The sequence below is a fragment of the Bradyrhizobium sp. PMVTL-01 genome, assembly GCF_051861855.1.
Classification (GTDB): domain Bacteria; phylum Pseudomonadota; class Alphaproteobacteria; order Rhizobiales; family Xanthobacteraceae; genus Bradyrhizobium.
The window spans coordinates 5,179,964-5,192,947 of sequence record NZ_CP193982.1 but is presented as its reverse complement, the minus strand read 5'-3'; the positions used below and the strand labels follow the sequence as shown (position 1 = coordinate 5,192,947).

The following is a 12,984-nucleotide window of genomic DNA, read 5'->3' as shown; positions in this document are numbered from 1 at the left end:
TGTTGTCGTGGCAAAATGCCTGAGGTAGCGTCGTCTGCAAGTGGAATTTAATTCCGCAGAGCGGAACAAACGGTAGGGATCATGGGACGACGTTCGGAGCGGTTGAGTAGGCAGGGTGCGCTCGCTGGCGAAGCCGGCGATGGTGATGTCATCCAGGTGGTGTCGCGCGCGTTCGACGTGTTGCGATGCTTCGAGGGCCATGAGGCCCGGCTCGGCAATCTCGAGATTTCAAATCGCTGCGGCCTGCCGCGCTCGACGGTGTCGCGGCTCACGCACACACTGACGCGCATGGGCCAGCTGGTCTATCTGCCGCGCGATCAGAAATATCGCATCGGCCCGAGCGCAGTGGCGATGAGCGCCTCGATGATGAAGGGTGCGCAGCTCCGCAGCATGATCCGCCAGCGGCTTCAGGAAGTCGCCGAGCAATTGCCGGGCACGGTCGGCTTCGTCGTGCCGGACCGTTTCCATCTCGTCTACCTCCAGTTCGCGCGCTCGGCCTCTGCGCTCGGCCTGCACGAGGGCACCGGCAGCCGCATCTCGATGGCATCGACCGCGGCAGGCGCGGCCTACACCGCTGCGCTGGCGCCGGAAGTCGGCGATGCCTTCATTGCGGAGATGGAGCGCGAAGCGCCCGAGGCCGCCAAGATCCTCAAGCCTCGCATCGAGGCCAACCGGCAGTCGCTGCGCGAGCGCGGCTATGTCGTGGCCTGCGGCCTGTGGAGCCCGCACATCAACGGCCTCGCGGTGCCGATCTGGTCGCCGCAGTACCAGACCTTCGTCGTGATCACGATCGGCCTCTTGTCCGCGATGTATGACGAGCAGCGTCTGCATGAGGAGGTCGCCCCGCTCATGCTTGCGCTCGGCCGTTCGCTCGGCAGCCTCATGGAGGGAGCGGAAGGCGACGTCTTCAACAACCGCATCTCGCGCAAACCGGTCGCCATGGCCGTGCACAACAATAACAAGCCGATCAATTCGGAGGGAGTGAATGAACTGGAAGCCGGAACTCGACGAGCTCGCCCGGCGCGAAGCCTTCGCGCGGGAGATGGGCGGCGTTGACAAGGTCAAGCGACAGCATGACCAGGGCCGGCTGACTGTTCGGGAGCGTATCGACAGACTGATCGACAAAGGCAGCTTCCACGAGATCGGCGCCGTCTCCGGCATCGGTGAGTACGATTCCAGCGGCGATCTGAAGAAACTGACGCCGGCGAACTGCGTGTTCGGCCGCGCGCGCGTCGACGGCCGCACCGTCGTCGTGGTTGGTGACGATTTCACCGTGCGCGGCGGCTCGGCGGATGCGTCGATCTCCGCCAAGCCGCTGATGGCGGAGGAGATGGCGCATGACTTCCGCCTGCCCATCGTCCGCATCATCGAGGGCTCCGGCGGCGGCGGCTCGGTCAAGACCATCGAGACCAAGGGCGCGGCGAACCTGCCGGGCGGTATCGGTGGCACGCGCTGGTATCGCTTCACGACGGAGAATTTGTCGCGCGTGCCCGTGGTCGCGCTCGGCCTCGGCTCGGTTGCGGGCTTAGGTGCCGCGCGGCTTGCCGCCAGCCACTATTCCATCATGACGCGGAAGTCCGCGATGTTCGTCGCCGGGCCGCCGGTGGTGAAGGCGCTGGGTCAGGACCTCTCGAAGGAGGAGCTCGGCGGCGCCGAGATCCAGACCCGCGCCGGTGCGGTCGATCATGCCGTTGACACCGAAGAAGAGGCATTTGCCTGCGCGCGCCGTTTCCTCTCTTATCTGCCGTCGTCGGTCTACGAGCTGCCGCCGACCTTGCCCTGCGCGGACAGTCCAGAGCGCGGCGACGAGGCGCTGATGAACGCGGTGCCGCGCAACCGCAAGCAGGTCTACAAGATGCGGCCCATCATCGAGTCGGTCGTCGACAAGGGCTCGTTCTTCGAGGTCGCCAGGAATTTCGGCAAGCCGATCATCGTCGGCCTCGCGCGGCTCGAGGGCCGGGCGGTGCTGGTGCTCGCCAGCGACAGCTTTCATTATGGCGGCTCCTGGACGGCGGATGCCTGCCAGAAGGTGGTGCGCTGGGTCGACTTCGCCGAGACCTTCCATCTGCCGGTCGTCTATCTCATGGACTGCCCCGGCTTCATGATCGGGCTCGACGCCGAGAAGGCCGCGACCATCCGCCACGGCGTTCGCGCCATGGCCGCGGTGAACCAGACCACGGTGCCCTGGTGCACCGTGATTCTGCGCAACGCCTTCGGCGTCGCCGGCGTCGTGCATCAGCCCGCCGACCGCTTCTCGATCCGCTACGCCTGGCCGTCGGCCTATTGGGGCTCGCTGCCGCTCGAAGGCGGCATCGAAGCCGCCTACCGCGCCGACATTGAAGCGGCCGAGGACAAGGCGGCGAAGCTGCGGGAGATCGAGGAGCGGCTGAACAAGCTGCGCTCGCCGTTCCGCTCGGCCGAAAAGTTCTGGGTCGAGGAGATCATCGACCCCAGGAAGACGCGTTCGCTTTTGTGCGAGTTCGCCCGGCTGGCCGAGCCGCTGCGCAAGGCCGGGCCGCCGCAGAATTTTTCGATCAGGCCCTAGGTCCGGCTGTCACCACCGTCATTGCGAGCGCAGCGAAGCAATCCAGAGTCCGTCGGCATCTGGATTGCTTGTGCGCCAGGCAAGCTGGCGTGGTCCAACCGGTGGAAGTCCGGTCCGGGTAAGCGGTAGCGAGCGCCCGGTAGTGAGTGTTGCGTGGCCGTCGGCAACGGCGGCTGCGAAGCGTACACAACGATGCTGTGGGGTGGGCTATTGAGCCGCGAAAGACAGAAACTCGCAGAGGCCGAGCCGGTAAGCAACGTCGAAGGCAACATGTGCGGCGCCGTTATGCGAGGCGCTGACGCTCTGCCGTGGTCGAAGACCCCATCACGCAGCAAAGGACCGCGTCGGAACCTGGGAGGTCCCGCATCTGACCGATGGCAACATGCCCCCAAGGTCCGCATCGGGAAGGCGAGGAGCCAAAGCCGATGACGAACGGATGCGGGAAGTCGGACGCGGCCGTAGTAGCGTCGAAGCCTGCGAACGAAGCGGAGCGATCCGCGGAGGAGTTGGTGGAGCGAAGGGCCGCGACCAAGGGGAATGCGGACCAGCAAAGCACGCCCCGGACGCCGAGCCGGACAAGCGTGACACAGGCGTTGGAACGCATACGGCGAACTGCAAGGGAAAGGAAGAAGGAGAGGTTCACTGCGCTGCTTCACCACATCACGCCTGAACTGCTCGAGGCGGAGTTCTTCGCGCTGAAGAAGCATGCCGCGCCGGGTGTGGACGGAATGATGTGGCGGGACTACGAGCAAGACCTCAAGGCCAATCTTGAGGACCTGCATGCTCGTGTTCACCGGGGAGCGTACCGGCCGCAGCCGTCGCGGCGGGTCCATATCCCGAAGCAGGATGGGCGGCAGCGACCGCTGGCGATTGCGTCCCTCGAGGACAAGATCGTTCAGCGGGCAACCGCTACGGTGCTCAACGCGATCTACGAGGAGGACTTCCTCGGGTTCTCGTATGGGTTCCGGCCCGGGCGCAGCGCGCACGATGCGATGGATGCGCTGCTGGTCGGAATCGAGAGCCGGCGGGTGAACTTCATTGTTGACGCCGATATCCGCTCGTTCTTCGACATGGTGGACCAGGAATGGCTCATCCGCTTCGTCGAACATCGGACCGGCGACCAGCGTATCATCCGTCTGATCCGCAAATGGCTCAAGGCGGGTGTTCTCGAAGAAGGAACGGTCAGGGTCAGCGAACAGGGGACGGCACAAGGGGCGGTGATCTCGCCGCTGCTTGCCAACATCTACCTGCACTATGCCCTCGATCTGTGGGCCGAACGCTTCAGACGGCGCGAGGCCGCGGGTGACATGATCATCGTGCGCTACGCTGACGACTTCATCGTCGGCTTCGAGCATGAGAATGAGGCCCGGCACTTCCTCGAAGAATTGCGCAAACGGCTGCAGGAGTTCGCGCTGTCACTGCACCCTGAGAAAACCCGGCTGATCGAGTTCGGACGTCATGCGGAGGACAACCGCAGGCGGCGCGGGCTCGGCAAGCCGGAGACCTTCAACTTCCTCGGCTTCACCTTCATCTGCAGCCGATCCAAGCAAGGCAAGTTCCAGATCAGGCGCAAGTCTCGCAAAGACCGCATGCGGGCGAAACTGCAAGCCGTGAAGCAGGGAATGCGACGGCGTATGCACCAGTCGGTGCTCGAACAGGGCAAATGGCTGCGGCAGGTCGTTACCGGGTACTTCAACTACCACGCGGTACCGACCAACAGCCGAGCGCTCAGCGCCTTCCGCTACTTCGTCACCGAACAATGGAGGCGGATGCTTCGGCGCCGCAGCCAGACTGACGGGACCACGTGGCAGCGGGTCGCGCGGCTTGCCTCCGACTTGCTCCCCAAGCCACAAATCCTCCATCCTTGGCCCCGAACACGCTTCACCGCTACTCACCCGAGGTGGGAGCCGTATGCGGGAAAGCCGCACGTACGGATCTGTGCGGGGGGCGCCCAGCAATGAGCGTCCCTACCGCGACCGCTGCGCTCGCAATGACGGTTGAATTGAACAAGGAAGCGAATTCCTCGTTCTCCGCCTGCGCGGAGGCGCCTCGCCGTTCGGCGCTCGATCAAGCTGGGCAGGGCTCTCCGTAGCCCCCATGCGGCGATGTCCTTGATGCGCGCCTCGAAGCCGCCCGGCGACCACCCGTATTACGTGCCCCTGCACTCCATCGCCCCAATCTCCGGGCACCCGTTTAATTGGCGTTAATGATGCCTTCTCAATAAGAGACATCTCAATTTGTTGCAGTCCATGTTTATGGATGGCCCGTAAGCGTTGATTAAGAAGCCCATCCTCATAGTCCGCCCGTGATCGGCGCGGAATGGGCTGAAAACCCCTTCTTCCGCCTCGATCTCACCAGTTCAGGGATGTGTCGCTGCCGCAACGACGGCAATCAGGGTTAAGGGCAATGCTCCGCCGCGCAGTGGTTCGTTTCGCGAGAGACCGGAAGGCCAATGTCGCCATCATCTTCGCCCTGATGATGGTTCCGGTCATCTTTCTGCTTGGCATGACGCTCGACTATACGCTGGCCTTGCGCAAGCGGGAGCAATTGAACGCGGCTGCCGACGCCGCCGCGATCGCGGCCGTCAGGCCGGCGATGCTGACGCAGACCGATAGCGCCGTGGTCAAGGCGACCGCGGAAGCCGTGTTCGCAGCCAAGGCGAACCTCCCCGGCCTGTCGGCCGTTCCGACGCCGACGGTCACTGTCACCGATTCCGGCCTCGCGCGGACCATCACCGTGTCCTATACCGCGCAGTCCGTGAACAATTTCCCCGGCGTTCTCGGCAAGCAGACCTGGCAGATCGGCGGCTCCTCGACGGCGAAGGCCTCGAGCGCGCCCAACATGAATTTCTATCTGCTGCTGGATGACTCGCCGTCGATGGCGATTGCCGCGACCCAGACCGACATCAACAACATGATCACGGCCACGAAGAACCAGCCTTCGGGGTCGAAGAACTGTGCGTTCGCCTGTCACGAGACAAATCCGCAAAAGGACAGCGGCGCATTGTCCACGACCAAGGACAACCTCTACATCGCCCGCGCGAACAACATCAAGCTGCGCATCGACCTCGTGCAGAATGCCGTCACGCAGTTGATGGTCGGGCCCTGGACCTGCCCGCAGTCGGGTGTGTCGGGCGGCGTCATGCAGTGCATGGCTGCGCTCAACAACACGACCTACAATGCCGCGATCTACACCTTCGACTACGGCCTGAACACGATCCAGACGCTGACCACCCCGACCAGCGCCGGCACCAAGATCTCCAACATCCAGCTGATGACGGTCGACCACCAGAACTGCATCATCACCAACAGCTCGGGCAACTGCGTCTACACAACCGACTACGGCACGGATATCTCGGGCGGGCTCACGGGCGTCAATGCGGTGATGCCGACGCCGGGCACCGGCACCAACCAGTCGGGCGATACGCCGCAGGAGGTCGTCTTCCTCGTCACCGACGGCGTCGAAGACAAGCTGATGCCGAAGCCAGGCACCTGCGATGCCAATGCCACCTATCCGCTTCCGACGGGCAGCAGCACGACCGTGCGCTGCCAGCAGCCGCTCGACACGACGATCTGCACGACGATCAAGAACCGCGGCATTCGCATCGCGGTCCTCTACACCGAGTACCTGCAACTGCCGACCGACAGCTGGTACAACAGCCGCATCGCGCAATTCAACAATCCGTCCTCGTCTTCCGGCATGATCGCACAACGGCTGCAGTCGTGCGCATCGCCTGGTCTGTATGCGAGTGTGCAGACGGGTGGCGACATTTCCGCGGCGCTGACCAATCTTTTCATCAAGGTCGCGTCCAGCACAGCCAGCCTCGTACAGTAGAGAAAAAGCGCCATGACGGGGCCGGGTGTTGCAACAACGAAGAGACGCCGCAATCGTTGCGCTGCTTTCGCGCGCGACAGCAAGGGCGCCACGGCCGTCGAGTTCGCGCTCGTCGCCGCGCCGTTCCTCGCCCTCATCATCGCGCTCATTCAGACGTTTATCGTCTTCTTCGCCCAACAATTGCTCGAGAACATCACGCGTCAATCCGCGCGCCTTGTCATGACGGGACAGGTGCAGTCCGCGCAGATGACCCAGGCCGCCTTCAAGCAGAAGGTCTGCGACCAGATCTCGATCCTGTTCACCTGCAGTGGTCTGATGGTTGACCTGCAGGTGGCCAATTCCTGGTCCTCCGCCAATACGGGCATGCCGACCTTGACCTTCGACAGTTCGGGAGCCGTCACGAACACCTGGCAATACAATCCGGGAGATGCCGGCGACATCGTCGTTCTCCGGGTGATGTACATATGGCCCGTGACGCTCGGGCCGCTCGGTTTCAACCTCTCGAACCTTTCGACCGGCAACCGGCTGCTCATGTCGTCGGCCGCGTTCCAGAACGAGCCAGGAGCTTCCTGATGATCGCCGCCTTGTCGTTTCGGGCTCGGGGCCTGTTGACCGATGTCCGCGCTGTTGCAGCGACGGAGTTCGCCATCGTGGCGCCGTTCATGCTGGTGCTCTACATCGGCGGCGTCGAGCTCGGGAACGGGCTGGCGATGAACGTCAAGGTCAGCGCCACCGCGCACAGTGTCGTCGACATGGTCACGCAGAACACGTCGATCAGCACGGCCCGCATGCAGGCCATCCTCGGTTCGGCGCAGGCAATCATGGCGCCTTTTCCCGTCAAGGATGCTAGCGGCGCCTCGCTCATTACGATCACGGTGTCCGAAGTCTCCACCGACGGCAGTGGCAACGCGACTGTCCAATGGAGCGAGTCGACCAATTCGTCGGCGGCGAGAAAGAAGGGTGATCCGATGACATTGTCGTCGTTCACCGCGCCTGATCCGAAGAATCCCAGCAATGCGAACATTTCGCTCATTCTGAGCGAGGTGACCTACAATTACACGACGAACCTCGGTTACACCATCACCGGCACCGTGAAGCTGAGCGACAGCTATTACCTTTTCCCGCGCTGCTCGACGAACAGCCCGGCCTTGTCGAGCTTTCCGTACTACGACGTCAAGTATTCGTCGTCCTCGACGACCTGCACATGCATCCAGCATCTGCAGCAGAAGACCTGCTGAGGCGTGGTCCGGAATAGCGCACGGCAGCCGCCGGGCTGGCTGATTGCACCTTAGGACGACATCCCGAACCGAACGATCCGACCGGTGTCTCGCGGATTGGTGACGCCGCGGCGTTCGGCGTCACCACCACGATGAGGTACTAGGCATGATCCGGAGGTTCGCAGCGGTTTTCCGAAGATCAGGCTTAATAGAACAACCTAGGCCATCGCGGGCCTTGCTTGCGGCTTCGGCTGTCGCGACAGCGCCAGCACGATCAGCGCGGCGAACACGCAGAGCGCGCCGGCGATGAAGAACGCAGGCAGATAGCTCTGGTAGACCGTCCGCGAGAAGCCGGCGCCGAACGCTGCGGTGCCCGCGCCGAGCTGATGGCCGGCAAAAATCCAGCCAAACACCAGATTGGCGCGCTCGGGCCCGAATTTCTGCGCTGTGAGGCGCACCGTCGGCGGCACCGTCGCGATCCAGTCGAGACCGTAGAACATCGCGAAGATCGATAGTCCATAGAACGAGAAATCGCTGAATGGCAGGAAGATCAGCGAGAGCCCGCGCAGGCCGTAATACCAGAACAGCAGCCAGCGATTGTCGTAGCGGTCGGACAGCCAGCCCGACATGATGGTGCCGAAGAAATCGAATATGCCCATCGCGGCGAGCAGGCTTGCGGCCTGCACCTGCGGGATGCCGAAATCGAGGCACATCGGGATCAAATGGACCTGAACGAGGCCGTTGGTCGAGGCGCCGCAGACGAAGAAGGTCGCAAAAAGGATCCAGAACGCGGTCGACTTGGAGGCGTCACGCAGCGTGCCGAGCGCCACCGTCGTGATCGCGCCGTGATTGACCGGCGGGGCGGGCAGGGGCTCGGTGCCCTCGTCACCGAATGGGCGCAGGCCCACATCGCTCGGCCGGTCGCGCATCGCGAGCAGCACCGCGAGCGCGGAGACGCCCAGCATGATGCAGACGAAGCCGAGCGCAAGCCGCCAGCCGAAGCGTTCGGTCAGGCTTGCGAGCAGCGGCAGGAACACGAGCTGGCCGGTGGCGACGCTCGCGGTCATGATGCCGACCACGAGGCCGCGCCGTGCCGCAAACCAGCGCGTGGCGATGGTTGCGCCCAGCACCAGCGCCGTCATGCCGGTGCCGATGCCGATCACGACGCCCCACAGCGCGATGAGCTGCCAGATCTCGGTCATGCCGAGCGAGAGCACCAGCGCCGAGACGACGATGAGCTGCGCGGTCAGGGTGACGTTGCGCAATCCGTAGCGATTGAGCAGGGCGGCGGCGAACGGCGCCATCAGCCCGAACAGGATGAAGCGGATCGACAGCGCGGAGGAGATCTGCGCCGTGCTCCAGCCGAACTCCTTCTGCAGGGGAACGATGAATACGCCGGGCGCGCCGACCGTGCCGGCGCTGATCAGCGCGGCAAGGAATGTCACGCCGACCATCACCCAGCCATAATGGATGTTGCGGCGGGACAGCGCTGCCGCGAGCCAGTTCGAGATCATTGGGCCTCAATATTGTTGGCGAGCACCAGTGGGACCCGCGTCATGTTTACTATTTGACACAGTTGAGGGAAGTCTAAAATGCCAGACTTCCCTCAATTTCGGACATTGGCGTCGTGAGATTGGCGTCAGTGAGTCAGACGCTCCACCGCGATCGCGGTGGCTTCGCCGCCTCCGATGCAGAGCGCCGCGACGCCGCGCTTGAGGTTCTGCGCCTCCAATGCGTGCAGCAGCGTCACGATCAGCCGCGCGCCCGTGGCGCCAATGGGATGGCCGAGCGCGCAGGCGCCGCCGTTGACGTTCAGTCTGTCGCGGGGAATGCCGAGATCGCGCTGCGCCGCCATCGCCACCACGGCAAAAGCCTCGTTGATCTCGAACAGGTCGACGTCGGCGGCAGCCCAGCCGATCTTGTCCAGCAGCTTGCGAATCGCCGGGATCGGCGCCGTGGTGAACCATTGCGGCTCCTGGCTGTGGGTGGCATGGCCCTTGATCTCGGCGAGAAAAGGCAGACCGCTCCGATCGGCAAGCGAGCGCTTCGTCAGCACCAGCGCGGCGGCGCCGTCGGCATTGGCGGAGGAAGCCGCCGGCGTGATGGTGCCGTTGGCGCGGAACGCGGGCTTCAGCCCGGGGATCTTTGCGGGGTCGACCTTCAGCGGATGCTCGTCGTTGGCGACGACACGCGGACCTGCCTTTTCCGCCAGCGTGATCGGCGCAATCTCGGCCTTGAACGCGCCGCCCTCGACCGCCTTGCGCGCTCGGCTCAGCGTCTCCATCGCATAGGCGTCCTGGTCCTTGCGGGTGAACTGATAGGCCTCAGCAGTGGCCTCGCCGAAATCGCCCATTGAGCGGCCGGTCTCGTAGGCGTCTTCCAGGCCGTCCATCATCATGTGATCGATGATGCGGTCGTGGCCGACGCGGTAGCCGCCGCGCGCCTTTGCCAGCAGATAAGGCGCGTTGCTCATGCTCTCCATGCCGCCGGAGACGACGATCTCGGCCGAGCCGGCGCGGATGATATCGTGCGCCAGCATGGTCGCCTTCATGCCGGAGCCGCAGACCTTGTTGACCGTGGTGGCGCCGGTGGCATCGGGAAGGCCTGCCGCGCGCGCCGCTTGCCGCGCCGGTGCCTGGCCTTGCCCTGCCGGCAGCACGCAGCCCATGAAGACCTCGTCGACCTTCTCGGGCGCCAGCTTGGCGCGCTCCAGCGCCGCGCCGATCACGTGCGAGCCGAGCTTGTATGCGGGAAGTGTCGAGAGCTCGCCCATGAAGCGACCGAGCGGGGTGCGGGCGGCGGAGACGATGACGACGGGATCGGCGGCTTCGGCCATGATGAGGTTCCCTGGCGATGATGTGTTAGATTATGATCATCATATGATGCGACGCAAAAAATGCAACCGCGCCAGGGATGAGAAAATCTTGCGGTTCGCATGAGATCTGGTCGTGTGAGCGGGCAGGGAGGTTGTGCCGGCGGCGTTGCGAGCGCGGTGGTCGGTCCACACACCGCTGTCATCGCCCGGCTTGACCGGGCGATGACAGTATTCCAGAGACGGCTGTGATGAGCCGAGAGGCCGCGGCGCACTGGATGGCCCGGTCAAGCCGGGGCATGACACGTTAAGAGTGGGGAGAGCCTAACTCAGGTAGCGCGGCCTAGCGCTTCCGGTTGACAAACGCCTGCATCAATCGTGTCGGTTCGTCCGTCAAAAACGACTCGCCGAACACCTTCACGCTGAGATTCACCGACTCGGTCAGCGGCAGTTCCTCCCACTGGCGCAGCAATGCCTTCTGCGACCGCAGCGCCTCGGGACCGCATTCGAGCAAGGTCTTCACCAGGTGCTCGATCTCCGCGTCAAGCCCGCCCGGTGCTGCGACCTTGTCGATCAGTCCCCACGCCAGCGCGGTGGATGCGTCGATGTTCTCCGCCGTCATCACCAGCCAGCGGGCGCGGGCCCAGCCGATCAGACGCGGCAGCAGCGCGGCGTGGATCACCGAGGGGATGCCGACGCGGACCTCCGGCATGCCGAAATGCGCGTCATGCGCCGCGATCCTGAAATCGCAGGCGGCCGCGACTTCGAGCCCGCCGCCGAGGCACCAGCCGGGCATGCGCGCGATCACCGGGGCAGGGAACTGGCGCACGGCCTCGCAGAGATCGCGAAGGCGGCTGATGAACGCTTCTGCCGATTTCTGGTCGAGGCTGGCCATCTCCTTGATGTCGGCACCGCCGATCATGCTCTTCTCGCTCTGGCCGCGCAGCACCACGACGCGGATGCTGCGATCGGAGCTGAGCTCCTGCAAACCTTCGCGCACCGCGTCGGTCACGGGGGAGCCCAGGATGTTCAGTGTGCCGGCGTTGCAGATTGCGACGTGAACGACGCCGCGCGCGTCGCGCCTGATGCCGCAGTGGTTGTTGAGCATTTCCATCTTGGGATCTCGAACGGTTTCGTGGACATGCGCGAGGTGCGCCGGTCGGGATCAGTTCCGGACCGAAACACCCGGCTTGTCAAGCGGGCAGGGCAGCGGCGTTGCCAGCGTGAAGTCCGTGGCATAGTATGATATATGTCATCTAAAGAGGCTGCCATGACCCGTGACGATCAACTCGGCCTGTTTTCGCCGGCGCAACGGCGCGAGCGCGTGGTGGACTGGCAGGTGCCCGCGCCGGTCGCCAAGGTGGCCACGGGCCTGTCAGGCATTGACGCCATGCTGGGCATCCGCGATGGCCGCCTGCCTCCGCCGCCGTTCGCAAAACTGATCGGCTTCACCATGGCCGTGGTCGAACCGGGCCGGATCGTCATGGAACTGGAGCCGCGCGAGGATCTCGAAAATACCATCGGCCTGCTGCACGGCGCGGCCGCCGCGGCGCTGATCGACACGGCCATGGGCTGCGCGATTTCGACCCGGCTGGAGGCCGGGCAGTCCTCCGTGACCCTCGACCTGAAAATGACCTTCCTGCGCCCGCTGTCCGTGCGTTCCGGGCTGATCTCGGCCGAAGGCAAGATCATCAAGCTGGGGCGCCAGACCAGCTACACCGAGGGCTTCGTCCGAGACGGCAAGGGGGCGCTGGCGGTCCATGCAACTGCAACCTTTTCCATGATCGGCAATGTCTGAACGCGAATTAATTCACCGCCCGGTCCACTTCTGTGTTATGAGATGATCTCCGACATGCAATGAGACGTCCATGCGCTATTCCCGGGAACACAAGCAGGAAACCCACGACCGGATCGTGAAGAAGGCCTCGGTGCGGCTGCGTGAAAAGGGCGCCCACGGCATTGGCGTCGCCGACCTCATGAAGGAGGCGGGCCTGACCCATGGCGGCTTCTACGCGCATTTCGATTCCCGCGAGGCGCTGGTGATCGAGGCGTTTGCCTACGCGATGGACCGCTCGATGGAGCATTGGCGCAAGATCACCGGCGAGGCCTCGCCCGAGAAGCGCCTGGCGCTGATTGCGGAGGCCTATCTGTCGGCGTTGCATCGCGACAATCCCGGCCATGGCTGCTCGATTCCTGCGCTGGGCGCTGAGATCGCCCGCGAGAGCCCGAAGACTCGTAAAGCCTTTGCCGGCAAGCTCGACGAGATGATCGAGATGATGACCGACTACGTCCCGAACCAGCCGCGCAAAGCGGCGCGCAAGCAGGCGATCGCGACGCTGGCGACGATGGCCGGCACCATGCTGCTCGCGCGCATCGCCGGCTCCAGCGAGTTGTCCGACGAGGTGCTGAAGGCGGGCCGCGACAGCGCGCTCGAGAGCGCGAAGCGTGAGCCGAAGGCGGCGGCCGCGAAGAAGGCGAAGCAGAACTAGGCGAGATGTCTTGGCGTGAGTTAGCAAGCAATTGCGCGAAGCGCATTCGCTTGGCGTAACCGCCACTGTGTTCGTCCGCGGAGGACG

At 64.2% G+C, this 12,984-nt stretch carries 11 protein-coding genes; 8 read left to right on the top strand and 3 right to left on the bottom strand.

The window, feature by feature from the left end:
* The first annotated feature begins 81 nt into the window (after positions 1-81).
* The 6 genes from ACRQ5Q_RS25410 (at position 82) to ACRQ5Q_RS25385 (ending at position 7,617) form a co-directional block, all read left to right on the top strand.
* Positions 82-1,056, top strand: a complete 975-nt coding sequence (locus ACRQ5Q_RS25410) for an IclR family transcriptional regulator (protein ID WP_439374984.1) — start codon at positions 82-84, stop codon at positions 1,054-1,056.
* Positions 986-2,545 (top strand): acyl-CoA carboxylase subunit beta, encoded by a 1,560-nt coding sequence (locus ACRQ5Q_RS25405; protein ID WP_439392667.1) that lies wholly within the window; start codon positions 986-988, stop codon positions 2,543-2,545. The genes ACRQ5Q_RS25410 and ACRQ5Q_RS25405 overlap by 71 nt, the downstream gene beginning before the upstream one ends.
* 581 nt (positions 2,546-3,126) lie before the next feature.
* The gene (gene ltrA / locus ACRQ5Q_RS25400) at positions 3,127-4,506 is read left to right on the top strand and encodes a group II intron reverse transcriptase/maturase (protein WP_439371053.1); all 1,380 of its coding nucleotides are present in this window, start codon (positions 3,127-3,129) and stop codon (positions 4,504-4,506) included.
* A gap of 445 nt (positions 4,507-4,951) precedes the next feature.
* Positions 4,952-6,379, top strand: coding sequence for a TadE/TadG family type IV pilus assembly protein (locus ACRQ5Q_RS25395; RefSeq protein WP_439392666.1), 1,428 nt, complete (start codon positions 4,952-4,954; stop codon positions 6,377-6,379).
* A 12-nt stretch (positions 6,380-6,391) separates the two neighbouring features.
* Positions 6,392-6,952: a TadE/TadG family type IV pilus assembly protein gene (locus tag ACRQ5Q_RS25390; RefSeq protein ID WP_439374987.1), complete on the top strand. Its 561-nt coding sequence runs from the start codon at positions 6,392-6,394 to the stop codon at positions 6,950-6,952.
* Positions 6,952-7,617: a TadE/TadG family type IV pilus assembly protein gene (locus tag ACRQ5Q_RS25385; RefSeq protein WP_439374988.1), complete on the top strand. Its 666-nt coding sequence runs from the start codon at positions 6,952-6,954 to the stop codon at positions 7,615-7,617. Before ACRQ5Q_RS25390 ends, ACRQ5Q_RS25385 begins: the two co-directional genes overlap by 1 nt.
* 197 nt (positions 7,618-7,814) lie before the next feature.
* On the opposite strand, the gene ACRQ5Q_RS25380 is transcribed toward ACRQ5Q_RS25385, so the two are convergent.
* The 3 genes from ACRQ5Q_RS25380 to ACRQ5Q_RS25370 all read right to left on the bottom strand — a co-directional run bounded on the left by ACRQ5Q_RS25380 (position 7,815) and on the right by ACRQ5Q_RS25370 (position 11,522).
* Positions 7,815-9,110 carry an MFS transporter gene (locus ACRQ5Q_RS25380; protein ID WP_439374989.1) on the bottom strand — a complete coding sequence of 432 codons (1,296 nt, stop codon included), beginning with the start codon at positions 9,108-9,110 and terminating at the stop codon, positions 7,815-7,817.
* Between the two features lie 125 nt (positions 9,111-9,235).
* A complete protein-coding gene (locus ACRQ5Q_RS25375; RefSeq protein WP_439392665.1) occupies positions 9,236-10,432 on the bottom strand; it encodes an acetyl-CoA C-acyltransferase in 1,197 nt (398 codons plus the stop codon).
* Between the two features lie 319 nt (positions 10,433-10,751).
* Positions 10,752-11,522, bottom strand: coding sequence for an enoyl-CoA hydratase (locus ACRQ5Q_RS25370; protein WP_439392664.1), 771 nt, complete (start codon positions 11,520-11,522; stop codon positions 10,752-10,754).
* Positions 11,523-11,678: 156 nt separating this feature from the next.
* On the opposite strand from ACRQ5Q_RS25370, the gene ACRQ5Q_RS25365 reads away from it, so the two are divergent.
* Both ACRQ5Q_RS25365 and ACRQ5Q_RS25360 read left to right on the top strand, forming a co-directional pair.
* Entirely contained in the window at positions 11,679-12,206 is a 528-nt protein-coding gene (locus ACRQ5Q_RS25365; RefSeq protein ID WP_439392663.1) for a PaaI family thioesterase, read from the top strand.
* Positions 12,207-12,276: 70 nt separating this feature from the next.
* Positions 12,277-12,897, top strand: coding sequence for a TetR/AcrR family transcriptional regulator (locus ACRQ5Q_RS25360; RefSeq protein WP_439374993.1), 621 nt, complete (start codon positions 12,277-12,279; stop codon positions 12,895-12,897).
* Positions 12,898-12,984: the final 87 nt, after the last annotated feature.

Bases quoted from the DNA above. Each gene is read 5' to 3' on its own strand.
- ACRQ5Q_RS25410 (WP_439374984.1), top strand. From the start codon at position 82: ATGGGACGACGTTCGGAGCGGTTGAGTAGGCAGGGTGCGCTCGCTGGC.
- ACRQ5Q_RS25405 (WP_439392667.1), top strand. From the start codon at position 986: ATGAACTGGAAGCCGGAACTCGACGAGCTCGCCCGGCGCGAAGCCTTC.
- ACRQ5Q_RS25395 (WP_439392666.1), top strand. From the start codon at position 4,952: ATGCTCCGCCGCGCAGTGGTTCGTTTCGCGAGAGACCGGAAGGCCAAT.
- ACRQ5Q_RS25390 (WP_439374987.1), top strand. From the start codon at position 6,392: ATGACGGGGCCGGGTGTTGCAACAACGAAGAGACGCCGCAATCGTTGC.
- ACRQ5Q_RS25385 (WP_439374988.1), top strand. From the start codon at position 6,952: ATGATCGCCGCCTTGTCGTTTCGGGCTCGGGGCCTGTTGACCGATGTC.
- ACRQ5Q_RS25380 (WP_439374989.1), bottom strand. From the start codon at position 9,110: ATGATCTCGAACTGGCTCGCGGCAGCGCTGTCCCGCCGCAACATCCAT.
- ACRQ5Q_RS25375 (WP_439392665.1), bottom strand. From the start codon at position 10,432: ATGGCCGAAGCCGCCGATCCCGTCGTCATCGTCTCCGCCGCCCGCACC.
- ACRQ5Q_RS25370 (WP_439392664.1), bottom strand. From the start codon at position 11,522: ATGGAAATGCTCAACAACCACTGCGGCATCAGGCGCGACGCGCGCGGC.
- ACRQ5Q_RS25365 (WP_439392663.1), top strand. From the start codon at position 11,679: ATGACCCGTGACGATCAACTCGGCCTGTTTTCGCCGGCGCAACGGCGC.
- ACRQ5Q_RS25360 (WP_439374993.1), top strand. From the start codon at position 12,277: ATGCGCTATTCCCGGGAACACAAGCAGGAAACCCACGACCGGATCGTG.